Source organism: Actinomyces procaprae (assembly GCF_004798665.1).
Lineage (GTDB): Bacteria > Actinomycetota > Actinomycetes > Actinomycetales > Actinomycetaceae > Actinomyces > Actinomyces procaprae.
On record NZ_CP039292.1, the window covers coordinates 3265598 to 3289400 of the forward strand.

At 68.8% G+C, this 23803-nt stretch carries 23 protein-coding genes and 1 tRNA gene; 11 read left to right on the forward strand and 13 right to left on the reverse strand.

The features are described from left to right. Positions 1-87: 87 nt before the first annotated feature. Positions 88-840, reverse strand: a complete 753-nt coding sequence (locus tag E4J16_RS13370) for a nitroreductase family protein (protein ID WP_240038479.1) — start codon at positions 838-840, stop codon at positions 88-90. A gap of 189 nt (positions 841-1029) precedes the next feature. On the opposite strand from E4J16_RS13370, the gene E4J16_RS13375 reads away from it, so the two are divergent. The 3 genes from E4J16_RS13375 to E4J16_RS13385 all read left to right on the forward strand — a co-directional run bounded on the left by E4J16_RS13375 (position 1030) and on the right by E4J16_RS13385 (position 5057). Next, positions 1030-1779: a 3'-5' exonuclease gene (locus tag E4J16_RS13375; RefSeq protein ID WP_136191852.1), complete on the forward strand. Its 750-nt coding sequence runs from the start codon at positions 1030-1032 to the stop codon at positions 1777-1779. Positions 1780-2067: 288 nt separating this feature from the next. Next, the gene (locus E4J16_RS13380) at positions 2068-4356 is read left to right on the forward strand and encodes a PrsW family glutamic-type intramembrane protease (RefSeq protein WP_240038162.1); all 2289 of its coding nucleotides are present in this window, start codon (positions 2068-2070) and stop codon (positions 4354-4356) included. A gap of 53 nt (positions 4357-4409) precedes the next feature. Further along, positions 4410-5057: a hypothetical protein gene (locus E4J16_RS13385; RefSeq protein WP_240038163.1), complete on the forward strand. Its 648-nt coding sequence runs from the start codon at positions 4410-4412 to the stop codon at positions 5055-5057. A gap of 28 nt (positions 5058-5085) precedes the next feature. Here the strand turns inward: E4J16_RS13385 and E4J16_RS13390 are convergent, their stop codons facing one another. Genes E4J16_RS13390 through E4J16_RS13400 form a run of 3 tightly spaced genes read right to left on the reverse strand, consistent with a single transcriptional unit; the run spans position 5086 to position 7566 of the window. Then, the gene (locus E4J16_RS13390; RefSeq protein WP_240038164.1) at positions 5086-6273 is read right to left on the reverse strand and encodes a hypothetical protein; all 1188 of its coding nucleotides are present in this window, start codon (positions 6271-6273) and stop codon (positions 5086-5088) included. Then, a complete protein-coding gene (gene dcd / locus E4J16_RS13395; protein ID WP_136191856.1) occupies positions 6270-6899 on the reverse strand; it encodes a dCTP deaminase in 630 nt (209 codons plus the stop codon). The genes E4J16_RS13390 and dcd overlap by 4 nt, the downstream gene beginning before the upstream one ends. Positions 6900-6957: 58 nt before the next feature. Further along, positions 6958-7566 carry a TM2 domain-containing protein gene (locus E4J16_RS13400; protein WP_136314279.1) on the reverse strand — a complete coding sequence of 203 codons (609 nt, stop codon included), beginning with the start codon at positions 7564-7566 and terminating at the stop codon, positions 6958-6960. A gap of 303 nt (positions 7567-7869) precedes the next feature. Here E4J16_RS13400 and E4J16_RS13405 point away from each other — a divergent pair. The 6 genes from E4J16_RS13405 (at position 7870) to E4J16_RS15830 (ending at position 13337) form a co-directional block, all read left to right on the forward strand. Next, a tRNA-Gly gene (locus tag E4J16_RS13405) sits at positions 7870-7943 on the forward strand. 231 nt (positions 7944-8174) lie between these two features. Further along, the gene (locus E4J16_RS13410; protein ID WP_136314280.1) at positions 8175-8384 is read left to right on the forward strand and encodes a hypothetical protein; all 210 of its coding nucleotides are present in this window, start codon (positions 8175-8177) and stop codon (positions 8382-8384) included. 309 nt (positions 8385-8693) lie between these two features. After that, entirely contained in the window at positions 8694-9086 is a 393-nt protein-coding gene (locus E4J16_RS13415) for a peptidase inhibitor family I36 protein (protein ID WP_136314281.1), read from the forward strand. Beyond that, positions 9080-10039: a hypothetical protein gene (locus E4J16_RS13420; RefSeq protein WP_136314282.1), complete on the forward strand. Its 960-nt coding sequence runs from the start codon at positions 9080-9082 to the stop codon at positions 10037-10039. Before E4J16_RS13415 ends, E4J16_RS13420 begins: the two co-directional genes overlap by 7 nt. Beyond that, complete coding sequence (locus E4J16_RS13425) at positions 10036-11349, forward strand: peptidoglycan-binding domain-containing protein (RefSeq protein ID WP_136314283.1); 1314 nt, start codon at positions 10036-10038, stop codon at positions 11347-11349. The genes E4J16_RS13420 and E4J16_RS13425 overlap by 4 nt, the downstream gene beginning before the upstream one ends. After that, complete coding sequence (locus E4J16_RS15830) at positions 11346-13337, forward strand: ATP-binding cassette domain-containing protein (RefSeq protein WP_168709519.1); 1992 nt, start codon at positions 11346-11348, stop codon at positions 13335-13337. Before E4J16_RS13425 ends, E4J16_RS15830 begins: the two co-directional genes overlap by 4 nt. A gap of 88 nt (positions 13338-13425) precedes the next feature. On the opposite strand, the gene E4J16_RS13435 is transcribed toward E4J16_RS15830, so the two are convergent. Beyond that, the gene (locus E4J16_RS13435) at positions 13426-14172 is read right to left on the reverse strand and encodes a M50 family metallopeptidase (protein ID WP_136314725.1); all 747 of its coding nucleotides are present in this window, start codon (positions 14170-14172) and stop codon (positions 13426-13428) included. 333 nt (positions 14173-14505) lie between these two features. Here E4J16_RS13435 and E4J16_RS13440 point away from each other — a divergent pair, with 333 nt between their 5' ends. Together E4J16_RS13440 and E4J16_RS13445 are read left to right on the forward strand one after the other, a co-directional pair. Next, positions 14506-15114, forward strand: a complete 609-nt coding sequence (locus E4J16_RS13440) for a (deoxy)nucleoside triphosphate pyrophosphohydrolase (protein WP_136314284.1) — start codon at positions 14506-14508, stop codon at positions 15112-15114. A 175-nt stretch (positions 15115-15289) separates the two neighbouring features. Next, complete coding sequence (locus tag E4J16_RS13445) at positions 15290-15961, forward strand: TetR/AcrR family transcriptional regulator (RefSeq protein ID WP_136191859.1); 672 nt, start codon at positions 15290-15292, stop codon at positions 15959-15961. Between the two features lie 39 nt (positions 15962-16000). Here the strand turns inward: E4J16_RS13445 and E4J16_RS13450 are convergent, their stop codons facing one another. The 8 genes from E4J16_RS13450 to E4J16_RS13485 all read right to left on the reverse strand — a co-directional run bounded on the left by E4J16_RS13450 (position 16001) and on the right by E4J16_RS13485 (position 23787). Further along, positions 16001-16966 carry a tetratricopeptide repeat protein gene (locus E4J16_RS13450; protein ID WP_136314285.1) on the reverse strand — a complete coding sequence of 322 codons (966 nt, stop codon included), beginning with the start codon at positions 16964-16966 and terminating at the stop codon, positions 16001-16003. Next, positions 16963-18045 carry a VWA domain-containing protein gene (locus tag E4J16_RS13455; protein ID WP_240038165.1) on the reverse strand — a complete coding sequence of 361 codons (1083 nt, stop codon included), beginning with the start codon at positions 18043-18045 and terminating at the stop codon, positions 16963-16965. The genes E4J16_RS13450 and E4J16_RS13455 overlap by 4 nt, the downstream gene beginning before the upstream one ends. After that, on the reverse strand, positions 18042-19094 hold the full coding sequence (locus tag E4J16_RS13460; protein ID WP_136314286.1) for a VWA domain-containing protein: 1053 nt from the start codon (positions 19092-19094) through the stop codon (positions 18042-18044). Before E4J16_RS13460 ends, E4J16_RS13455 begins: the two co-directional genes overlap by 4 nt. Next, entirely contained in the window at positions 19088-19609 is a 522-nt protein-coding gene (locus E4J16_RS13465) for an alpha-amylase (protein WP_136191863.1), read from the reverse strand. Before E4J16_RS13465 ends, E4J16_RS13460 begins: the two co-directional genes overlap by 7 nt. 1 nt (position 19610) lies before the next feature. Further along, the gene (locus E4J16_RS13470) at positions 19611-20603 is read right to left on the reverse strand and encodes a DUF58 domain-containing protein (protein WP_136314726.1); all 993 of its coding nucleotides are present in this window, start codon (positions 20601-20603) and stop codon (positions 19611-19613) included. A gap of 14 nt (positions 20604-20617) precedes the next feature. Continuing rightward, positions 20618-21868, reverse strand: coding sequence for an AAA family ATPase (locus E4J16_RS13475; protein WP_136191864.1), 1251 nt, complete (start codon positions 21866-21868; stop codon positions 20618-20620). Between the two features lie 159 nt (positions 21869-22027). Continuing rightward, on the reverse strand, positions 22028-22954 hold the full coding sequence (locus E4J16_RS13480; RefSeq protein WP_136314287.1) for an LmeA family phospholipid-binding protein: 927 nt from the start codon (positions 22952-22954) through the stop codon (positions 22028-22030). After that, complete coding sequence (locus E4J16_RS13485; protein WP_136191866.1) at positions 22951-23787, reverse strand: FHA domain-containing protein; 837 nt, start codon at positions 23785-23787, stop codon at positions 22951-22953. Before E4J16_RS13485 ends, E4J16_RS13480 begins: the two co-directional genes overlap by 4 nt. Positions 23788-23803: the final 16 nt, after the last annotated feature.

Consider the following 23803-nt stretch of genomic DNA (forward strand, 5'->3'; position numbering starts at 1 on the left):
CCTCCGGCCCAACCGGGGCGGGCACGGCACTGTCGGCTCGGCCCGACCGGTCGGCGGCTTCCAAAGGGGTCGGCATCGCGCCTCGCCTCAGTGCAGGCAGAGGAGCTGCTCGTGCAGGACGTCCAGGACGGGTGCCTGCGAGGCGGGGCCGCCGCCCAGGGCGCGAGCGATCTGGGTGGTGAAGGAGTCCACCCGGTTGTTGGTGTCACGCAGGTCGTAGTACTGCTCGACCTCGGCGTCGTAGGCGGCCAGGGCGTCGGCGTGCGCGTCAAGGTCCGGATAGGCGTCGATGGCGGTGACGAGCTCGCGGGGCAGGCGCGGCTTGTACTGGGGGGCCTGGGCGGCGTGGCCCACCAGCAGACCAAGGATCGGGTAGGTGCGCTTGGGCAGGGCCAGCGCCGTGATGACGCGGCGGACGTCGCCGATGATGGAGCCGAGGTAGACGGTGCCCAGGCCCAGGGACTCGGCGGCCGTCACCATGTTCTGGGCGGCGATGACGGCGTCCTCCACGCCCTGGAGGAATAGGGCGGTGCGCTCGAGCGGCTCCAGGGAGGCGCCGGCGCGCTCACGAATGACGGCGTTGCGGTGCAGGTCGACCACGAATACGAACAGTTCCCCGCGCTCACCGCCCACGTAGGGCTGTCCGGATGCGAGGTGGAGCTGCTCGCGCACGGCGGGGTCCTTGACCCGGATGACGGTGACCTGCTGCTGGAAGGAGGAGGTGGCGGCGTGGCGGGCGACGTCCAGCAGCGTGGAGACCACGTCCTCACTCACCGGCTCGTCGGTGTAGGCGCGGATGGTGCGGTGGGCCAGCTGGGCGGCGATGGTGGCGTTGGTGATGGGCGTAGTCGCCGGGGTGGTCAGGGCGTCGGTGGGTGCGGTGGCGGGTGCGGCGGGGTCATTGGCGGGCGCGGTCGTCATGGTTTGGACTCTAGTCCGGTCGCCCCCGGAGCCGACAGGGAAAGGCCGGAGAACTCGGGAGAACACCGCGTGTGGGGCGGCGCGCAGCGGCGGCATACCATGGGGGTGATGCCCTTCTACCACCGCCCGCGTCGGCCACTTCGCCAGACCCTCCAGCCCCGCCCTGCCACGGGCGCACCCGATGCGGCGGACGTCACGGAGGTGGGCTACGCCATCGTCGACCTGGAGACCACGGGGCTGTCTCCGGCGGCGGACTCGATCATCGAGATCGGCCTCGTACTGGCCGGACCGGACATGACGGTGGAGCGGAGCTGGTCGACGCTGGTGAACCCGGGGGACGCCGTCGACGTGGGCCCCACCCATATTCACGGGCTTGTGGCCGAGGACCTGCGGGGAGCGCCGGCGCTGGCGGAGGTCGCCGACCTGCTGGCCCGGGATCTGGCGGGGCGGGCGGTGGTCGCCCACAATGCGCGCTTCGACGTCGGCTTCCTCACCCAGGCGCTGGGCGGCCTGGACCGCCTGGAGCGCGGGGCGCGGGTGCCGCGCGTGTGCACCATGGAATTGGCGCGGCACTTCATGGCGACGCCGTCGCGGCGGCTGGTTACCTGCTGTGAGACCGCCGGGGTGGCGATCGGGCGGCACCACACGGCGCTCGACGACGCCCTGGCCAGTGCCGGGCTGCTGCGCCACTACCTGGAGGTGGGCCGGGAGCGCGGCGAGGAGCCGGTGGCATGGTCTCGGGCGCTGGAGGATGCGGTGGTGTTCAACGGCTGGCGCTGGAGTGAGTCGGCCGCCCGCGCGCAGGAGTCCCGCCTGGTGCCGCGCCGCGGCGACGGCGTGCTGCGCAATAGGCGTTAACAGTGGGAGGGGCCGTGGTCCCGATGACTGCCGCCTCGCCGGGGTCATAGCGGTTTGCCCCGGAGGTCCGGGACCTCATTCTGATGCCGCACGGTTGTTCACGCCTGTTCGTAGTGCAAACGATTGAATTCTGTGATTCACTGCGGCGGCGTGTCATCCTCCTAGCCGAAGGGTTCCCTGATGGTCGTTTCCTACGCGCACTCCGCTGGTGGTGCTTGGCATGCCGGTCCGGCGTCCGCTCCGTTGCCTGAGGGGCGTGCGGAGTGGTGGGAGGTGTTGCGGGATCGGGTGAGCGGCACTCGCTGGTTCGGGCGGTTGTTGCGGTTCCGGGCGGTGTACTCGTGGGTGGCGCTGGTGGTGGTGCTGGTCGCGCTGGTGGTATCGCCGGCGCTGAGGGCGGCCTTGGGGGCCTGGGTGGGCTGTGTGTGGCTGGTGGTGTGCTGGTCCGCGCTGGCGCGGGCGAAGACGGTGTCCTGGATGCTGGTATCCGGGGTGCTGGCGGCAGCGATGCCCTGGGCGGGGGTAATCGCGGCGACGAGTGCGTGGGTATCGGGGCTGGCCGAGGTGTCGGTGAGTTCTACGGCCGCTTCGGTGGTGGTGGCCCCGCTGGTAGAGGAGGCGGGCAAGCTGGTGCCACTGGCGGTGCTGGCGCTGGCGGCTCCGGGTCGGGCGCGCAGGCTGCTGGCGAGCGACTGGCTGGTGCTGGGGGTGGCCTGTGGTGCGGGCTTTGAGGCGGTGGAGGAGATGGCGCGACGGGTCGCCATCCTGGAGACACAGCTGGGCCTGTTCGATACCTTGGACTTGTTGACGTGCTCGTACCAGGGCGTCGGCGGTTTGGAGTGCCTGGGTGCGAGGACGTTCTCTCTCAGTCCGTTCTCGGGGCAGGCCGGGGACTATCTTGCCTTCGCAGGGCATGCGATCGTGACCGGTGTGGTGGCCGGAACGCTGGGCGTGGCGGTGTCCGTGTGGCGCCGGTGCAGGGGTTTGTCAGGCTGGGTGCGGGTGGCGGTGCGGGCGGTGTGTGTGCTGGCGCCGTTGTGGGCGTTGTGGGTGGCGATGGTGGATCATGCCGGTGGTAACGCCAGTCACTATGGTGCCTGGTCGCAGACCGGGGATGAGGCGCCGTGGTGGCCGGTGGGCGTTACCTCCACTCTGACACTGGGCGGCCACGGGCGCGGCTGGGTGCTGCTGGCGCTGCTGGGCGTGGCATGGCTGCTGGACGTGCGCACCTTGTGGGAGGGCGGTTACACGCTGTCGATTGAGGGCAGTGACGGCGGTGGCCGACTGGGGCTGTGGCGGGAGCGGCGCTTCAAGGCACTGCCCTACGATCGGTGGCGGCCGCTGCGGGCGGTGCTCATCGATCTGGTGGCGACCACCGGGATTGAGTGGCGCTGGGCTTACCGCACGCTACTGGAGGCCGCTAGCACCCGCCAACCGAGGCTGCTAGCGGTTGCGCCGTCCAGGCTGCGCATTGGCCGTGAGGAGGCGTCGCGTGCGGTGCTGGACGCCGTGCCGCAGCGTTGGTGGGTCTGGCGGTTGGCCGGGGTGGTGGCCCTGGGCGCGGCCGTGGGCCTGCTGGTCGTGACTGTGGTGCTGGCCGCCGCGTTGCAGGAGCAGCTGAGCAGCTCAGGGTCCTTGTTGTGGCTGGCGGGGATCCTTAACGCGTTGGGTTCCTGGTGGGAGGGGCTGAGCCTGGGCCAGAAGGCCGCTGTGGTGTTCTTCGTCGGGGCGGTGGTGGTGTTCACCGGCGGGACGGTGGGGTTGGCCTTCGAGGTCGGTATGGGTGCTGCCACCTTGTTCGGGGCCGCTCGTGGCGCCGCTGATCTGATGCGCGACCCGTCGGGGACCACGCGTCGCTACCTGTCGACCCACACCCCCGCCGAGATCGTCATGGACCTGGCGCTGGCGGGGCTCACCGTTGTGGGCGGCGGCGCGGCCAGCGGCATGGGCGGCCAGGCCGCCCGCGGTGCCTACTGGGCCTCCCGGCAGGCCACCCGCGAGGCCCGCTACGAGTACTGGCTGTGGCGTAACAACCGGCCCGCCTGGCGCAATTACGTCAAGGACCGCAACCGAGCCGTGCGCAACTACCTGGCTGATGAGACCGGCGCGGTAAAGCCCGGCATGTTCGATCCGCGTGCAGGCAAGCACTACCCCGGCGTGCGCAAACCCGTGCGCGGGTCCAGTGAGGGCGGGGTGGGCACCTGGGGCAAGAGCCGGAACAACTCCCCCTCCTGGCGCTCACCGACCTATGAGGAGCAGGTCACCGGCGTACGCGCACAAGACGCCTACTACGTGGGCGGCAAGGAGTTCGACGGCTTCAAGGACGGCGTACTCATCGAGGCGAAGGGCGAGGGCCTGGCCAACCTCATGAACCAGGAATGGGGCAAACACATCATCCCCGACGCAGTTAAACAGGCCAGAGAGCAGGTGGCGGCGGTGCGCGCCACCGGTACCAACACCCCCATCCACTGGCACATCGCCGAACAAGAATTCTACCAACGACTCCTAGACCTCCAGAAAGACGGATACTTCCCCACCACCATCAAGCTGTTCCTCACCCCACCCAACTACTACTAACCACTAACCAACACTAATCCGGCAGCCGCAGCCAGCAGGAAAGGAAAGACACCATGAAATGGCACCTTTCATTCAAGACTCAGCGTCCGGGCCTTGACCGGCGCATGGATGAGTCGATTGCCAGGGCGTGGGAGTTTATGCAGGCGATCAGGCCCTACGACCCCACCTTCTTCCGGTGGCGGGAAACCGCCCGCACCAAGGCCCAGGCGGAGGCCAACCCCAATATCGAGACCCTCGACCAGCTCCGCCAGGCCGTCTACAGCAGCGTCGACCCGGAACTGCCTGGCGCCCAGCTTATGCTGTTCAGCGGCGATATCGGTACCGGAGGCAGCAATCTATACATCCTGCTGGGCCTGGTGTACCCCGACACCCACTCCATAAGACTAGAGACCGGGCCCGCGCTCGGGGCGCGCATTGACACCGACGAGGACTTCGCCGACTGGCTCATGCTCACCGCCGCCCGCATTGTCAACCCCACCATCGGCGCACTACGCCGCCAAGGCGATCCTCTCAACCCCGACCCCGAGCCGTACGACTTCGGACCCGGCTGGAAGATGTTCTTCCACCGCGACTCACCCCACTGGGACCAGGCACACGCCCTAGCCACCAAGGCCATGCCCGTAGCCGAAGGCGCCATCCTCACCTACGGCACCCCCGACACCTACACCCAAACCCTCAACCAATGGCCCCGCGAGCAATGACCGAGACGACCGAATAGAACGGATAAACCTACAACCCGACCAGGAAGCCGTCGTCGTCCACCGCCACTCCCCCGGCGGCCGCCAGCAGGGCGCCGGCCACGTCCTCAATGAGGGCACGAGCCGCGGAGCGCGCCTGCCGCACCCCGTCGGGTGGATCCTCACGATGAGCGTCGGCAGGGTCCACCGGCGTCCACACGACCTGATAGGCGATCACGCCGTCGCGCGCCCAGGCCTCACCGCGCACCGCCAGCGGCACCTCCTCCGCCGCCTGCACGCGAATCTCAATCCCACCCCACTCCGGGCGCGCACGCTCCACTGCGGCGACGACGCCGTACCCGTCGCGCAACTCCTCCACGGCCGCCCCCGCCGCCCGGGCACGCGCCTCCTCCTCGGCCTGCACGCGGCGACGGCGCTCCGCCGCCTGCCAGGCGGCATCAAGTACATCGTCGCCGATCGCCTGCGAGAGCCTGACCAGTTCCTCATGCGGGATGGCGGCCAGCCCGGTCGGACCTGAAGTGCGCTCGGCGTGAAGATGCAGCCTCGCGCCCCGCGCAACCGGCGCGGCCAGGGCGACGACGCCGTCCGGCACGATCCACACCGGCGAGTAAACCGTCAGGGTCGTGGAGCGCTCCGGGTCGGGAACCACCAGCACCGGGACGGTGCGGCCGCCGGGCTCTTCCGGGTCCCCCGCCAGCCGCAGGCCGCCGGCCAGCCGACGGGCGATGGCTCGCAGCCGGGTCAGCGCCAACAACTCATTGCCGGTGGGCTGTGCGAGCGGGAAGGCGTCGGCGAGCGGATCGATTCCCGCCAGCGCCGTCGGCAGGGCGCCGACCCGCTGCGGCGGGCAGTCCAGAATCATGACCTGCGTCGCCCAGTCCGGCAGTTCCAGAACCCGGCGCAGTTCGGCATCCGCGTCCCACGGACCCAGCAGCTCGGCGCCGGGGGCCACCTGCAGGCGGGAGGCACCGACCCAGCCGGCATTCTCGTCCTGGGACAGCGCCAGGGCCTCAACCTCGTCGACGGCGACGTCGTCGGCGAGCAGCAGTAGGTGCTGGGTGTCGGCGCGCCCCACCGGGAAGGAGCCGACCGCGGAAAGGGCGGTACTGGGCAGGGTAGTGGCCAGGTCGGCGCCGGCGGCGTAGAAGTCCGGCAGGACGGGGGCTCCCTGGGCGTCGCCCGCCGTGCGCCCCGGCGCGGAGTCGTTCGAGCCGCTCATGCGCCGGAGCCCTCGGGGCTGGGAGCGCCGTCGTCGAGCGGTCCGGGATCGGTGATGCGGATGCGGTGGAAGGACAGGTGGGAGCGGGAGGCCGTGGGGCCGCGCTGCCCCTGGTAGCGCGAGCCGGTGGCGCCCTGGCCGTAGGGGGCGGCGGCGGGAGAGGACAGGCGGAAGAAGCACAGCTGCCCGACCTTCATCCCCGGCCAGAGCTTGATGGGCATGGTGGCCGTGTTCGACAGCTCCAGGGTGACGTGCCCGGAGAAGCCGGGATCGATGAAACCGGCGGTGGAGTGAGTCAGCAGGCCGAGGCGCCCCAGGCTGGACTTGCCCTCCAGACGGGCGGCGATGTCAGCGGGGAGGGTTACGCGCTCGTAGGAGGAGCCGAGCACGAACTCACCGGGGTGGAGGACCAGCGGCTCGTCAGGGCCGACGTCGACCAGGTGGGTGAGCCGGTCCTGCTCGACGGCGGGGTCGATGACCGGGTAGCGGTGGTTGTCGAACAGGCGGAACCAACGGTCCAGGCGCACGTCAATGGAGGCGGGCTGGATCATCTCCGGGTCGTAGGGCTCGAGGCCGACGTGACCGGATTCGAGTTCTGCGCGGATGTCACGGTCGGAAAGCAGCACGGACCCGATTGTGCCAGGTTGGCAGCCTCACAGCACCCGGATAGGCGGCGCGGCCGCCTCAGTTGCTCAGCGGCACGCCCTGGGCGTCAACACCCCACGGCTGGGAGCCGGGGGTGGCGGTGAGGATGATGATCCCCTCGACCAGGGCCCAGATCCACGAGATGAAGGAGAGCGTGAAGAAGGACAGCAGCGTGATCAGCAGCTGGGCAAGCGCCTTGCCGTTGTGGCCGAGGTAGAAGTTGTGGACACCGAAGGCGCCGAGGAAGATGCCCAGCAGGCCTGCGGCAACCTTGGACTTCTGGTTGTAGGCGGGGTAGGGCTGGCCGTAGGCGGCTGCGGGCGCCTGGTAGCCCGGCTGCTGGTAGCCGGGCTGCTGGTAGCCGGCCTGGTAGGCGGTCTGCTGATAGGCGGGGTCCTGGTAGCCCTGCTGGTAGCCGGCCTGCTGCGCCTGCTCGTATCCCGGCGGGTAGGCGGCACCAGCGTTGGCCTGCGCACCCTGGTAGGTGTCGAGCTGCTGATAGGGGTCGGCCGCGGAAGCACTGGAGGATGCGGGGCTCGCCTGGTAGCTCTGCGGGTAGGCGCCGTCGGCGACGGCATCCTGCGCACTCGCCCCGTAGGAACTGTCGGAGTTCTGCGATTCGGGCGGGCTGAAAGGCGAAGAAGTCATGGTGCCATGCTCGCAGATCCATGCGGCCGCGCGCACCCCGTCTCACGGGTGGTTCTGCCCATACGCGAGGTATCTCACGCCCTTCGGCGAGGCACCGACCGCAGGCCTGCCTCCCCGTCCAGGACGGGCTGCGGATGCCGCCAGCGGTGCGGACCGCGAGGCACGGCCTCACTCTTCACGGCGCGGACCGGGCCACGCCCCAAGCCGGGGCGGCCCCCGCCACTCACCCCGGCCGGGACAACCCACCTTGCACCGGGCCGACAGCGTGGTAACCTGTGCGGGCACCTCACCCCGGTGAGGCATGCGGGTGTAGTTCAATGGTAGAACTTCAGCTTCCCAAGCTGACAGCGCGGGTTCGATTCCCGTCACCCGCTCCACTGGCGGTCGCGCGCGGCAGCGTTTCCCGGGTTCCTTGTTCCCGTTTCCCAGTTCCCGGCGTTTTCGCCCCGCAGGCGCCGCAGCGCGGTTGCCGCCGTCCGCGGCGATCCACCCCAGCACGCCCGGCCGCCGACCCGCCCGTGCCCCGCCCCGGAAGCATCCCTGGACTTCTTGACAGCCCGGGGATCATGGAAGCCACCCAGATGATTCCCGCTCAACGAGGAGACTCTGTGAACCAGCGCGAACGTCGGCGCAGCAGGCGGAGGGCCACCGCAATTGTCGGCGTCGTGGCACTGGTCGTGGTTGCCGCCTCCGGATTCTTCGCCGTCGTCGGCAATGGGCGTGCTCCCGCTGCGGCTGCGGCCGACGCCACCGAGGCTGCGGCGTCCGCCGCTCCGGCAGCTACCGAGGTCGCCACGCTCGCACAGCACGAGTTGTAGGGAGACCAGCTGACTCATCCCCCGGGCGTGGAGGTCCCGTCACCGTCCGACCTCATCCCGGAGCTCGCAGGTGCCACCGTCCAGGCCCAGGATGGCTCATCACTGGTATTCGACACCGATCCGGACACCCCCGCGATGCAACGCGATCTAGCCGATGCCGAGCTCGACTCGGAGTCGGCGAGCGTAACCGAACCCCGTCCGCCGACTCCGGTACGCCACACCTAACTAAGGTGTTGACAAGCTAGTTGCGTCCAGTTACGCTCATACCACGTCGAGGTTGACGCATCCCATCGAGCGATTGGAATCAACATGAAATCCAAGTTCCTTGCCGCCGCTTCTGTTGGCCTACTCGCCCTGGGCGCCATGTCTCTCACCCCGGCATCCTATGCCGCCCAGGGTGACTGCGGTTCCGGCTACACGTGTCTGTGGGAGCATAGCGGCTATCAGGGCGGCGCTGTTTCATTTCAGCGTTATATTCCCGACCTGGCTCAGTGGAAACTGACCAACGACAAGAAGGCGAACGATGTCGCTTCTTCCGCCAAACAACGCGGAAGGTACGAAGACACCTGCTTCTTCAAGCACGCGTACGGCGGCGGGGAGTCGCGCCGCATGGGCCGAGGATCATCTTGGTACAACCTTGCCCACCATTCTTTCAATGATGTGATCTCCTCCGGCTACTTCACCGGCTACAGGTCATGCTGACTCCCGCCAGGGGTCGACGTTCAGTCGTCGCAACCGCAGCGATCGCCGTACTGGTTTTCGCTGCGGGATGCGGCGGCGAAGCAGCCGACTCAACTGATGACACGCTTGACGCCTCCAGCATTGCAGCCTCCGACATTCCTGCAGACGGTGCACAGTCCGCCGACGGCGGCTTGACCATAAAGGATTACAACAAGGGCACGTTGCCGACTGATCCTTATCGTTCAGTCAATCCTGATCTGCGTAACTACGCGTGGGACGTTTCTGTGGCCAAGTGCATGATCGACAATGGACACACGCCGCCTCCGGTTATTGAGTATGACTGGAATGACCCGGCCGTTGTAAGCATCGGCGGCTGGAGTCGGCGGATGTCCGTTGAGGAGGCGGAGCAGTACGGTTACCACCAGCCTCCTGCGTCCACCAGGGCGGAACGAATTCGTAGCGCATCCCAGTTCATTGACTCGCAGCCGACTGATTGGAGGAGCGCTTACGAGTCCTGCTATGAGGGTACGGCAGAGTCGCCATTGTTTCAAGAGACGGTGACTGACGATTTACCCTTCGCAGAAGGAGTGGAAAGCAACCCCTTATTGGACGAGGCGGCAGCGCAGTGGCGCGAATGCATGAAACCGCTGGGCATTCCCGACCTGCCAGAGGAGGCGCCCGGTTTGGCGCCGTCTCTGGCTAGCAAGTTCGGTCTTGATAACCCTGACAGTCTTGAAGCACTGAATCCGACTTCGGTGAGCGCGGAAGAGATCGCTATTGCGACTCAGGATGCTCAATGTGATGCTGACAGTGGGTATGATAAGACGGAATACGGACTTGTATGGGTGGCGAGAGACCGATATGTAAAGGCAAATCTGTCAGATTTGACGGCCAGACGTGAAGCGATAGAGAATCAGGAAACAGAGCTGAAAGCATATATCGAAGAAAACCGAAACGTGGTGTTGACGGGGTGAATGTGAAGTTCCGGGGTGCGCTGATTACTTTAGCCGTGTTGTCGGCCGCAGCTGTAGCACTTGGCGGGGTATGGTTTATAGCTAAAACCGTGCAGTCTCCCGCACAGCGCGAGGCTGCTGCCGCATCACCAACATTGGATCCGATCGCGGTGGTGGCACAGCGGGGGACTCTGGTTGACCAGCTCACTGCCAAGGGGTCCGTAAGCAAAGAGGGTGTCACGACCATCTCAGTTCCTCTTGGTGACGGGACGAATGTAGTGACTGATACGGGAGTGGCTGTTGGTCACCAGCTGATTCCTGGCCAGTCCGTACTACGGATTAACGGCCGCCCGCTTATCGCGCTGATGGGAGATTTTCCTACGTACCGGGATCTCACGGAGGGGGACGAAGGTGACGACGTGCGACAGTTACAGATCGCACTGGTCGAGATAGGATATTCACTGACTATCGATGGGCAGTTCGGTTCAGCAACCGCCAGTGCTGTCACACAGTTGTATCGTGCTATCGATTTTGAGCCATTAGTATCAACTACGTCGGATTCAACGCGGGCCGATGGTGCGTCGTCACAACAGAGTTCTAATTCGTCGACCTCCAAAGGATCTTCACACTCTGAAAACAGTGGCGACTCCTCGGCGCAAAACAAGGCGTCGGAGGAGGTTGTGAAGCGTCGGGTCACGGTTCCGCGTGGTGAAATCATCTACATACCTCAATCGGGTGCCGGTGCCGTGGTGAGTTCGATTCCATCGGTGGGAACCACACTGACGGACTCTTCTGCCGTGATCACGCTGCGGTCCGGGCTTGCGCGCGTCAAGGCTGAAGTGCCACAGGCTACCGCAGAGAGCTTACAGGCGGGTGTGTCGGCAACGGCTACGATTAAAGATCAGCAATACACCTTCACTTTAGACACAATTGAGTCGCCTAGCACCCCCGGGGGTGCCGAGGCCAGCGGAAACATTGCCGGGAGTAGCGGCGGACAGTCATCGTCGTCCGATTCTGCGGGTGGTGCAGCTGCGACCAGTGCGAGTTACACGTTGACGTTCAGTCCAGATCTCCCTTTACCGGCGGACTTGACGCAGGACGAGTCAGTTCTGCTTACTATTGACCGAAGCCCGACACTGACTGATGTCATTGTCATCCCTAAACGTGCTGTGGTGACCGCCCCTAATGGGCAGCACACCGTGCTACGGCAAGAATCGTCTGGACAGTTTGTGGCTGTACAGGTTGAGGTCCTGGGTTGTGTAGGTAGTCAGTGTGCCGTGAGCGAGGAGTCGTTGACCGTGGGTGATCGTGTGCGTGTGGACGGATCATGACGGTTCTGACCTTAGAGAATGCCAGTCGCACTTATGAGGCTGTTGTACCGGTCCATGCTCTGAAGTCGGTCAGCATCACGATCAACCAGGGCGACTTCGTGGCAATTGAGGGGCCGTCCGGAGCCGGGAAGTCGACGTTACTCAATATTCTGGCTCTTCTTGATAAGCCGACGCACGGTTCGTACCGGATCGACGACGTCGACGTTGTTGGCTTGAGTGACACCCGGGCTGCCGATCTGCGAGGTAGCATCTTCGGATTTGTCTTCCAGTCTTTCCATTTGCTTCCACTGCGTACAGCGGTTGAGAATGTTATGCTTGGCATGGCCTACCAAGGCGGGGACCCTGAGTCAGCCAGAATGCGAGCGTATGAGGCGCTGGCTTTCGTGGGCCTGAGCGAGCGGGCTGATATTCCTGCCGAACGTTTATCAGGTGGCGAACGTCAACGTATCGCTATTGCAAGAGCTATTTGCGGTGGCGCGCCAGTTGTTGTGGCCGATGAGCCCACTGGGAATCTGGATAGTCGTTCGTCTCAGCTCATTATGGACATGCTGGCCGACCTCAACGACCGTGGGACGACGATCATCGTAGTCACACATGATCCGGCGGTCGCCGCGAAAGCATCCCGACGTCTTCGCGTGGTCGATGGTGTGGTCACACAACAGTCCGATGCTTCCGCTAATGATACGGCGGACGGCCCGGCTGCACAGTGCGGTCAAACCACCGAGCCAGGGGCCGCGCTCTTCCAGGGCACGGCCGCGTCACCTAGTCGGCATCGTCGGAGATCGCCATTCAGATGCACTCGTGGCGGCACTCCGACAACGGCGTCGCGCGTTCATCCTCGAATGCTGTGGCATGACGTTTCCCAAGCCCTGGTCAGCGACCCTGGCCGCTCTTCACGGCTGATCGGGGTAGTAGTTATCGCCGTTACGCTGTTCCTCACCGTCATTAGTCTGGCATACACGGCCAGTTACCAGGTCTCGGATGTTTTTGACGCGCAACGCAATAGGCGCGTAGCCGTTGCGTTGACGGATCCGACGGACACCGGATACATTCCCCAAGTCGTCGCTCAACCCGATCCTGAGGCTGTTGACCGGATCGCCTCTATCAACGGGTTGCAAGAAGCCATGCTCGTCTCGCGGCACGACAATCACCCCGCCACTTCTGACCCCTCCTTACGCGTCGTTGATCTTCCCGTCTACGGACTGACCCCGATCACGCCGCTGAAGGATTTGTTGACCACGCGGGGCGAAACCTTGCCCTTAGACCATGATCAAGTCCTCATCGGTGAGGCCGCTGCTTCCGCTTGCGGCCTGGGCCCCTTGGACGCTTCCCCGACGCTCTGGGTTCGGGGTAAGCCCTACGAGGTAGTCGGCATCATCACAGATGCCGGTATCCGCTCGGAGTTGCTCGGCGGTGTTGTAATGAGCCAGGAAGAAGCCAGCGCCGTTGCCCCAGCCGCAGAAAACGTCCTCGAAATCCGTACAGCGCCGGGCGCAGCCTCCGCAATCGCAAACGTGGCCGCGTTGGCATGGGTGCCCACACACGTGGAGACCGCCATCACGGACTCGCCACCCGACCCCACGCAGATGCGCGAAGAGCTGGAGACCAGCGTGCGCACCGCACTGCAGACCCTCACGGTCGTGTCCGCTCTGTCAGGTCTGGCGATCCTATCCAACGCAATGAACAACTCCGTTCAAACCCGCACCGGTGAACTCGCCCTACGTCGGGCTATGGGAGCCAAGAGGAACCACCTGCGCACCCTCATATCAGCTGAATCCCTTCTCATCGGGCTTATCGGGGGAGCATGCGGATCCATACTCTCACTCCTCGTGGTCCTGGCAATCACAATCTTCCAACACTGGCGCCCAGTAATCGACCCGCTCAGTTTCCCCCTCGGTATCGTCGCAGGTATCCTCACCGGCCTAGCCGCAGCTGTGATCGCCTCGCGTAAAGCAGGACGCATCCACCCCGCCCAAGCCCTGCGCTAGGTGTCCATGAGAAAATGTCTGTAACAGGAATACCGGTGTTTTCTAACACGTGTTTGTTACGTGGGTCTTGATATGGACTGCGGCAGCCCTACCACAGCTCGGCTGCGGAGCGCAGCACCAGCCAGGTCGCGCCGGCATCGACCAGCGCCCAGGTCAACCACCAGAATCCGGCAGGCAGCGGCGTGAGCCGCGCCAGCGTGCGGTGGTCGGCACCGCCGTCGCGCGAGCGGGCGACGGCGCCGAGCGACTCCCACGCCCCGGCGAGCAGCAGAAGTCCGACACCCACCACCAGGCCTGCGCGCAGCGGCACCGCGGCGGCGTCGCCCCACCACCACAGGGCCGCCACCGCCGCGCCGCACAGCGTCACCAGTCCCGCGGTACGCACCGACCGGCTCATCACCAGCAGCACTGCCAGCACCACCAGCGCCACCGCCAGCACCGTGCCCGCCCAGCCCGCCAGGGCCGCGAGCACTGCGCCCGCCCCAACGAGGGCTGGCATCGGGTACCCGGCCCAGGCGGTGACGCAGCGGCCGGGCCCGCGGCTGCGGCCGGAGGTGACTGCCCGCCCCGACAGGTCGCCCTCCACGACGAAGCCGTGGAAGCGCCGCCCCACCAGCATGCCGACGGCGGCGTGTCCGGCCTCATGTACGAGTGTGGTCAGCGCCCGTGCCCAGCGGCGCAACCACGGCAGCGCCCACGCCAGGAACACCACGACCCCCGCGGGCCACAGCAGCCGCGGGTCGGGCGGGGCCGTAGCGGCGAGGCGGGCGAGAGCGCCGTCCCAGAAGCCGACCGCGTCGGTGACCGCAGCGGCATCGGCGGCGCCCAGGGACATCCCCGCCGCGCCGAGGGCTACCACGTTGATTGCGGCCGTGCTGATCATGATCACCGGCCGCAGTCTGCCAGGCGTTCCTGTGCGGGTGTTGTCCAAGCACAGCCTGGACCGGTGTTGGACCGGTGCTCCCGCCCTGAATCGGGCGAATACTGTCACAGAATGCACCACGTTAAGACGGGACCGCTCCCTAGTAACATCGCCGGGCCGCATGACTACGCGGATTTGAAGATGGTCTAACCGCCGGGCGGGTTGAAATTGGTGCATTTCGTGACAACTGTGCGCACCCGCACGCGGTCCCGGCCGGTCTCGGCGCGCGTGGCCTAGGGTCGGTCCATGCTCGAAACGCGTCGCGCCCGCCCCAGCCGCCTGGTGGTGGCCGCCGCCATTCTGGACCGTCTGCCGGACACGGTTGCGCCGTCGGCGCTGCTGTGCGCTGCCCGCTCCTATCCGGCCGAGCATGCTGGCCAGTATGAGTTCCCCGGCGGGAAGGTCGAGACGGGAGAGACGCCGAAGGCTGCCCTAATGCGGGAACTCGCAGAGGAGCTCAGCTTGGAGGTGCGACTGGGCGCCGAGGTGTCCCCCTCCCCGGATCTGGCGGTGCTGCCGCCGGCCGCCGGGCCGAACTCCGAAACGACCACCTCCGCCTTCCCCGGTGACGACCGTCCGGCCTGGCCTGCGATGCATGGATACCGCATGCGCGTTTGGCTGGCGGAGCCTGCGGGGGCCGCCAAACTCGGCGGCGCCCACGCGACGCTGAACTGGGTCCCGCTGGAAGACGTCGCCGCCCTGCCCTGGCTGCCCGCCGACCGTCCGATCTTGGAGGCGATCAACCGCATGCTCATGCGTCCCCAGGTGCAGCGAAGCGCTCGGGGATCCAGCTTCCCGCGCACCGCGGAGCTTCGACGGCACTCGACCGTCACAACTACCGACCTCGGCACGTAAGATCTACCGACCTCGGCACGTAAGATCTACCGACCTCGGCACGTAAGATCTACCGACCTCGGCACGTAAGATCTACCGACCTCGGCACGTAAGATCTACCGACCTCGGTGGTGGGGAGTGGTCCGGTTACTGACACTTCTCGCCGGTCCGTCACCTTAAGGGTTAGGGTGTCCTCATGCCGAAGATCATGGGTAACTCACTCGCCGAGCACCGCGAGCGCACCCGCCGCGCACTGTTCGACGCCCTGTCCGACCTGCTCGCCCAGCGGCCCTTCGACAAGATCACCCTGTCCGACGTGGCCGCCCGCGCAGGCGTGGGCCGCACCGCCGTCTACAACCACTTCACGGACAAGGAGGACCTGCTCCTCGCCTTCATGGAGCATGAGACGGGCCGCTACGCCAAGGAGCTCGCCCGCACCCTCACCGACGTAGCCGACCCCATCGACCGTCTGCGCATCTACGTGCGGCAGCAGGCGCTCGTCAAGCGCCACTACCACTTCCCCGCCAGCGGCCCGCTGGCCAACTCGGTCTCACGGGACACGGCCGGCCGCCTGCACGCCCACGCCGGGCACATGGCGCGGATGCTCACCGGCATCCTCACCGACGCCATGGACGCCGGCGCCATCCCCAGGCAGGACCCGGCGCTGCTGATTCCGCTGATCCACGCCTGCGTGCTGGGCGGGCGCCCCACCCCCACCGAGCCGCGCGCCCGCGCCGCCTACCTCGGCGCCCTGGACTTGTTCGTGCTGCGCGCCGTGGGCGCGCCGACGCCGGAGCACGCCGTACCCGCCGTCCCGCCGACGCACGCCACCGAGTCGGCACCGCATTCGGTTCGCGCCGCCGGCTGAGCAGCGCCGCCGCCCAGTGCGCCGCGGAGGCCCTACGCCCTACCAGCGCCGCCCGTCACCGCCGGAGATGCCGGAGGAGGAGGTGGAGTTGGCGTCCCCATTGCGTTCCTCCAGCTGGCGGCGCTTGGAGTCGCCGGGGGTCGGAGTGGGCGACGGGCTCGGTGACGGCGTCGCCTGCTGACTGGGCCGTCCGCTGCCGGTCGGCTGTGGGGTCGGAGTGCCCGTAGCGCCGTCCGACGGCGTCGGCTCGGCGTTCGGGGACGAGGTGGCCGTGGCACTGGGATCGGACTGGGCACTGGGGTCGGGCTCGTCGGAGGTCTGTGGCGGAGGCGGCACCTCGCACTGGCCGGCCGCCTGCACGGCCGCGTCCAGCTCCGCCTCGGCGGCGGCCGTGTTCCCCGCCTCCTCGGCCGCGGCCGCAAGGGCGACGTGCGTGTTGTACAGGTTGACGCGCACCAGGCACTCGGGCGCCTGGGGGTCCAGCACCGTCGTGGTGTTCCCCTGCGCGTCGCGCACCTGGACGGTGCCGGCGGCGGGAGCGGTCCTGAGCGCCTCCTCCAGCTCGCTCACGGCGAGGACGAGGCGGTCGTCGAGCAGCTGGGCGGTGCCCAGGTTGTAGTGGACGCGCCACTGCTCCAGCCACGGGTTGAGCCGTGCGGCCGTGCGATAGCGGTCCACGGCGGTGGCGTAGTTCCCGGCCACGACCGCATGGTTGGCGGCGAAGGTCAGCCCGGAGACCGCCAGCACCCACACCGCCATGACGCCGACGACGGCGGCGGGGATCCCCTGCCAGGTCAGTAGCCTGCGACGGCGGGCCAGCCGGGCGCGCCGGTGGTGCGGGGACTCCGCCTCCTGCGCCGCAGAGTCGGTGACGCCCACGCGCGCGGCGTACTCCTGGGCCGCGGCATCGCTGCGGGCCCCTGGGCGGAAGGCGTCGTCCTCAGCGGGCAGCCCCGTGGGGGCGGCCTGCGGCCCGTCGGTGCCGGTCGGGTCGGTGTGGCTCATCGGGGTCCTCCTGCCTGGGCTCCCGCCCCGTCGACGGCGGGGCGCGTCAGCTCCCGCACGGCGCGGTCGGCGCGGATCAGTGCGACGCCCTCCCAGGTCACCAGCGCGGCGGCGAGCAGGCCGAGCGGCCACACCATGTAACGGGTGTAGCGCTTGTGCTCCCGCCCGTCGGACAGCACCTGTTCGACGTCCTGGTCGGTGAAGGCGGTAGCGGGCTCGTCGTCGGTGCCGGTGCGCTGGAGGTAGGTGACGCCCAGGGCTTCGGCGACCGCCTGCAGCTCGGCGGTGTCGGGCACGGAAACCGCCGGCTCACCGGTGTCCGGATCGGTGATGTAGTCGGCGTCCGGGTCGGCGGAGCCGTTGAAGGCACGCATGCTCCCACCGGCCTCGGTGCCGTAGCCGAGCACCGCGCCACCGTCCACGACCCCCGCCAGCTGCTGCCAGCCGATCCCCGCGGCCGCCGCCGCGTCGGCGCCGGCGCCGTCATCCGTGGCCTCGCCGTCGGAGAGGATGTAGACGAGTCGGGCGTTCTCGGAGGAGGCCTCGGCGGCGCCGGCCAGAACCTGCGCCAGCAGCGGCAGGGCGCGCTCCAGGGAGGAGCCCTTGGAGCGGTCGGTGACCTCCTGCTGCAGGGAGCCGATCCAGGAGGAGACGGCGTCGACGTCGCTGGTCAGGGGCAGTTCCCGGGCGGCCGTGGAGTCCAGGGCGATGATGCTGAAGCGGGCGTCGGGGTAGGCGTCGCGGATGGCGGCGAGGTCGGCGCGCACCCCGTCCAGGCGGGTGCCGCCGCCGGCGTCGGGGCCGCCCGCCCAGTCCTCGGCCGCCATGGAGCCGGTGCGGTCCACCACCAGGTAGACCTCCACGTTGGAGACGGACACCGCCTCGGTGACCGGCAGGCTGGGTCCGGCCATGACTGCCAGGACGACGCCGCCCAGCGCGGCTCGCCGCCACCAGGTGGCGCGGGCGCCCGGGTCGGCGTCGCGGCGCAGCAGCCAGCGCCCGGACACCGCCAGGGCCACGGCGACGACGAGGGCGGCCACCAGCGTGAGCGGCCAGCCGAACAGGGGCACCAGTCTCATGCGCGCCTCCATGCAGCCGCGGCCAGGAAGGCCAGTACGGAAAGCGTCAGCAGCGCGGCCGGCGCCTCGGGCACATCGGTGAGCCGCACCTGTGTATTGGCGTCGAGCTCGTCGATCTGGTCGGCCTCCAGCTCCTGCACGATCTGCCCGGCGGTGTCGGCGTCATCAACCTCGTAGAAGCGCCCGTCGTGGTCGGTGGTGATCTTGCGCAGGTCCGCACGGGCCTCGTCCACGTCCTTGCCGGACACGTCCGGATCGGCCAGCTCCGGGTCGGCGCCGAACAGGGAGAACAGCCTGATGGAGCCCTCCTGGGCGAGGTCGGCGGCCTGGGACACCGAGTAGATCTGCTCGTGGAAGGGGTCGAGGATCTGGTTGTCGGTGGCCAGGATGATGGAGCGGGAGCGGTCGGCGACCTGGTTGTCGAAGGCGAGGGTGCAGGAGGCGAGCCCGTCACCGGCCAGGGACGATCCGGAGACGTCCTCGGACAGGGTGCCGGGGAAGGTCTGGTAGTAGCGCTCCAGGGCGGGGTTGCCGCGGTAGGGCAGGAAGTCCAGCACGTCGGCGATCTCTTTGAACTGGTCCTGCAGCAGTTCGTAGTCGTCGGTGAGCGGCACGATGGTCTGCGCCGTGGAGTTCCAGGCGACCAGGGCCACGCGCTCACCCTCGAAGGTGTCCAGCAGCTTGGCGAAGGTGTCCAGGATCTTGGAGTCGGTGGTCACCATGGAGGTGGAGATGTCCAGGCACAGCACGATGTCGCGGCTGGCCAGGGACTCGTTGCGCACGGTGCGCTCGATGGGCCTTCCCGCCATGGCCGCGGAGGCCCCCAGGGCGATGACGAGGCCGGTCCCCAGGAGGGCGTACAGCATGCGGCGGCGGGCCACGCGCTCACGCACGCTCGGGCTGGTCAGCAGGGCGGCGGAATTGGCCACGCGCCGTGGTGCGGCGGCGCGAGCACGGCGGCCCGGGCCGCCCAGGGCACCGGTGCCCGCCAGGACGACGACGGCCAGGGCGGCCAGGGCCACGAGCCAGACGAGCCAGGGCATCACCATCGGGTGACCACCTCCCGCGCCTGCGCGATCGCGTCGTCGGCGGCCGCGTCCGGGTCCCGGTCGAAGGATGGCTGCTCCCACACGGCCAGCAGCTCGCCGACGTGCCCGAGGGGGTTGGTGTCCAGCGGGCGGCGGCCGGCACGCACCCGCCGCAGCCGCTCCATGACGGAGTCGGGCCCGGCGGTGTCTGCCATGTCGAGGATCTCCATGACGCTGGCGGAGACGATGTCCTCACCGCTGCGCGCGGTGGCGAAGCCGCGCAGCGCACCGGCCAGCTCCAGGTGCAGGCCGCGCAGGTCCAGTTCGTGGCGCCGGTAGCGGGCGGCCGCGTCATCGACCCGGCTCACCCACTGGCCGCGCTCGGAGGCGGCCATGGGGATGTCGCCGACGGCGCGGGCGGTGTCGCGGCGGGTGACCAGGAAGGCGCGCAGGATGAATGCGGCGGCCGCGATGAGCGCGACCACACCGAGGATCGTCATCCACAGGGGCATCAGCACGGGCGGGTTCACGGTCAATTCAGCGCCTCCCTCTGCCGCGCCCGGAGGCCAGGCGCTGGCGTGCCAGCAGGGCGGCGATGGAGTCCACCATGGTCGCGTCGGAGCTGATGACCGCGTGCTCGATGCGGCGGGCGTCCAGCAGGGCGGTGACGGCGGCACGGCGGGCGTCGTCGGCGGAGGCCAGCTGGGCGGCCAGGGTGGCGTCCTCGCGCAGGAAGGCGGGGATGTCACCGACGAGCTCGACGTCGCGGGTGGGGCCGCGGCCCGGAGCGAGGGGGGTGTCGTCGGCGATCTGAATGGCGATGAGCTCGTGCTGGGCGGACAGGCGGCGCAGCCGGTCGACGACGGCGGGGTCGGCGGCGGCGTCCGGGTGGGAGGTGTCGGTGATCAGCACCACCAGGCTGCGGCGGCGGTGCCAGGTGCCGACCCGCTCCAGCAGGGTGGACAGGGCGGGGCCGGGGGCGGCGGGGGCGAGTCGGTCACCACTGGTGAGGGCGTCGAACTGGCGCTCGAGCAGGGACAGGATCATCTCGGCGTGCTCACTGCCGGACCGGGGCGGCCGGGAGACCATCCGGGCGGCGTCGGCGGCGACCAGGGCGACCGTGTCACCGCGCAGGCGCGCCAGGTAGGCGAACACCTCGGCGACGGCGAGGGCGAGGTCGCGCTTGTCCTCCCCGCTGGGCGCCTGCGCGGCCATGGTGCGGCCGGTGTCCACGGCGAGCACCAGCGGCAGGTTGGACTCGCGCTGGTAGCGCTTGATGACCGGCTGGCCGAGGCGGGCGGAGGACTTCCAGTCGATATCGGTGACGTCGTCGCCGGGCCGGTAGACGGACAGGTCGTCGAAGTCCTGCCCGTGGCCCACGAACACGGAGCGGTGCCGGCCGTCCAGCAGGCTGGTGGAGCGCCGCAGGGTGGGCAGTGACAGGCGGCCGCGCACACGCGCCACCCGGGCGCCGGACCGCCGGCGGGCGGGGTTCGGCTCCTGCGTGGAGGCGGGGTCGGTGCGGTTCATGGTCACGGCGCCGCTCAGGGGGTGGGGACGGAGGCGAAGATCGCGTCGATGATGGACTCCGGCGCGATGTCGTCGGCCAGGGCGTCGTAGGTGAGCACCAGGCGGTGGCGCAGGGCCGCGTGGCGCAGCATGCGCACGTCGTCGGGAGTGACGTAGGTGCGGCCGGCCTGCAGGGCGACGGCCTGGGCGATCTTCATCAGGGCGATGCCGCCGCGCGGGGAGGCGCCCACACGCACATGCCGCTCCAGGCCGGGCACGGGCCGGGGGCCGCCGCCGCGGGAGGTGTTGACCAGGGCGACGATGTAGTGCTTGATGACGGGGTCCACGTAGACGCGCTCGACCGCCCCGGCCAGCCACTCCACATCCTCGGTGGTGATGGGGCGGGTGCGGATGGGGTCCTCGAAGGCGCCGGTGGAGATGCGGTCCAGGACGTCGGCCTCCTCCGCCGGCCTGGGGTAGGTGAGCACCTCCTTCATCAGGAAGCGGTCCATCTGCGCCTCGGGCAGGACGTAGGTGCCCTCCTCCTCAATGGGGTTCTGGGTGGCCAGCACCATGAAGGGGTGCGGCAGGGGGTAGACCACGCCGCCGATGGAGGTCTGCCGCTCCTGCATGGCCTCCAGCATCGCCGACTGGGTCTTGGCGCTGGAGCGGTTGATCTCATCCAGCAGCACGATGTTGGCGTGGACCGGGCCGAGCTGGGTGGTCATCTCACCGGTGGCGTAGTTGAGGACCTGGGTGCCGACGATGTCATTGGGCATCAGGTCGGGGGTGCACTGGATGCGGTGGAAGGTGCCGGACACGGCGGCCGCCAGGGTCTGGGCGGCGGTGGTCTTGGCCAGCCCGGGCACGGACTCCAGCAGGATGTGCCCGCCGGCGATCATGGTGGAGACCAGGGCCAGGCGCAGCTGCTCCTGGCCGACCACGCGCTGGGAGAAGATCTGGGTGACTCGCCCCAGCAGCTCCCCGGCCCGCTCGACGTCGGCGCGCGGGGAGGCGTTGGAGCGGGAGGTCCGCTCGGCCTCCCGCTCGAGCTCGGCGGATGAGGGCAGGGACTGGGTGCTCGGGTAGCCGCCGTCGGCCGGGGCGCCGGCGGGGGACGCGGCGCGGCGGGCACGGCGCCCGGAGCCGGGCCGGGCCTGCGCGGCCGCGGGGCTCGGAGGCACGGAGGGCGGCATCGCGCCCGGTGCCGATCCGGCGACGGGGGCGCCGGAGCCGGCCCCCGGCACGCTGGGGCCGGCACCTGACGGACCTGGCTGAATGGTCATGGATCTCCTCTGGCACTGCGCTAGCCGCGCCGCCTTCTCAGGCGCCACCGCAAGAACGTTCGTCTCGGGGAGGCTACACGAGGCCCCTGCAGGTTTCACTGCACTGTGGCGGGAAGTACTGCCCGCCCGCCCTCGCGGAAGCCGCGAACCAGGCGGCGCCTACCAGGCGGCGAGCTCGACGTCGGAGCCGATCAGGGTCAGCCGCATCCCGTCGCGGGCGACATATGCCTGGGACAGCTCCAGTCCCGCGGGCAGCACCTCGGGGCCGATCTCGACCACGGAGGTATCAAGACCGAAGTAGGACAGGGCCGTACCGACGCCGAACAGGCCGTCGCCCGCATCGTCTGCACCGACGTCGATGTCATTACCCATCACGTTCACCCTCACCACTGACAGCTCCAGCCCGCCGGCATCGGTGACGACGGGCTCGAGGGTGAGGGAGGCCTCGACGCCGAGCACGGTGGTGGCGGCAACCATCCGCCCGGGCTCGGTGGTGGAGCCGTAGGCCTCGGGGGTGATCGTCAGGTCGGGGGCGTCGGGGACGGCCGCGGCCACGATCCGCTCCAGCTCCTCGAAGCCGACGGCGCCGGAGGCGTAGACGCCGCCGACCCGGTAGGGATCGGCGGTGCTCACGCCGGTGAGGTTCGCGGTCACATTCGTAAGCTCCAGCTCGGTCACCGCCGCCGGTCCGGATCCGGCCGCGTCGTCACCGCCGTCCGCGCCACCACCGGTCTCAACCACCAGGGTGTTGGCGCGGATGCTCAGCGTCTTCAGCTCGTGCCGCAGCAGCTGCGGCAGCACGGCCCCGTCGGTGGTGACGGCGGCGTCGTCGTCGAGCCCGGGCAGGGCCGCGCGCACGGTCTGCACGACCTGACCGCGCGCATAGTGCTCCGCGCCGCCCACACCGCCGGCGGCCAGGCACGCGAGCACCACCAGCGCCGCGAGCGCACGCCGCCACCGGCGCCGACGGCGCCCGGGACCGGCCTGCGCATCCGTGGCCTCCGGCTCGGGCTCGACGACGTCAGGGGACTCGTCCCGACCGGCACCGGCCGCCGCGTCGGGCGTGGAGGCGTGCCGGTCGGTCACTCAGTCTCCCCGGCCGCCCCGGCGCCGGACGGCGGTACGGGGGCGGTGTCGACCCGGGACTCGGTCTGCATCGCGGCGGCCCGGTTCGCCTCGTACTCCTCATCCAGCAGCGGCAGGTCCTCCGCGGTCACCATCAGGGTGGACACCGCATGCTCCACCAGCGCCGCCCGCCGGTTGGAGGCGACGCCGCCGGAGCGCCCGCCGCGCAGCCCCCGCACCCCCACGCGGTCGAGCTTCTCGCAGACGTTGTCGAGCTTGCGGTTGAACTTGGTCAGCGACCAGCCCAGGCGCGCGGCGGCCGACGCCGAGGACGGGATCTCCGCAGAGCCGGTGCCGGCCCGCTTGAGCACCGGCTCGGACAGGGCGAGGACCAGTAGCCGCTGGGAGCGGGTCATGGGGGTGGCGCCGATGGTGGTCTGCCCGCGGGACTCGCGCACCCCGTCGATGCCGGTGAAGCGGCCGGCCTCGGCGGTGATCAGGTCGATCTCGTAGGTGGTCGGCCCGGCGGAGAAGGTGAGGATCACGCGGGGGAACACCAGGGGCATGCTGGCCCCGGGGGCGAGCCGGGACTGGACCAGCCCGTCGCCGTCGGTCAGCGTGGCGGACAGGTGGGAGCCCTCGTTGGCGATCCACCACAGGCCGGAGTCGTGGCGCAGCACCAGGAAGCGGCGGTGCAGGTAGGGGTTGTCGTCGATGTCGAGGTCACCGCCGCGGCCGATCACGAAGACCTCGTCGGTGCCCACACGGTAGACCTCCCCGGAGAAGTCGAGGACGAGCTCATCGGGGCGGTCAGGGTCTACCTCGGGCAGGTCGGTCCAGGTCAAGTCGCTCATTCGGTCCCCCACTTCC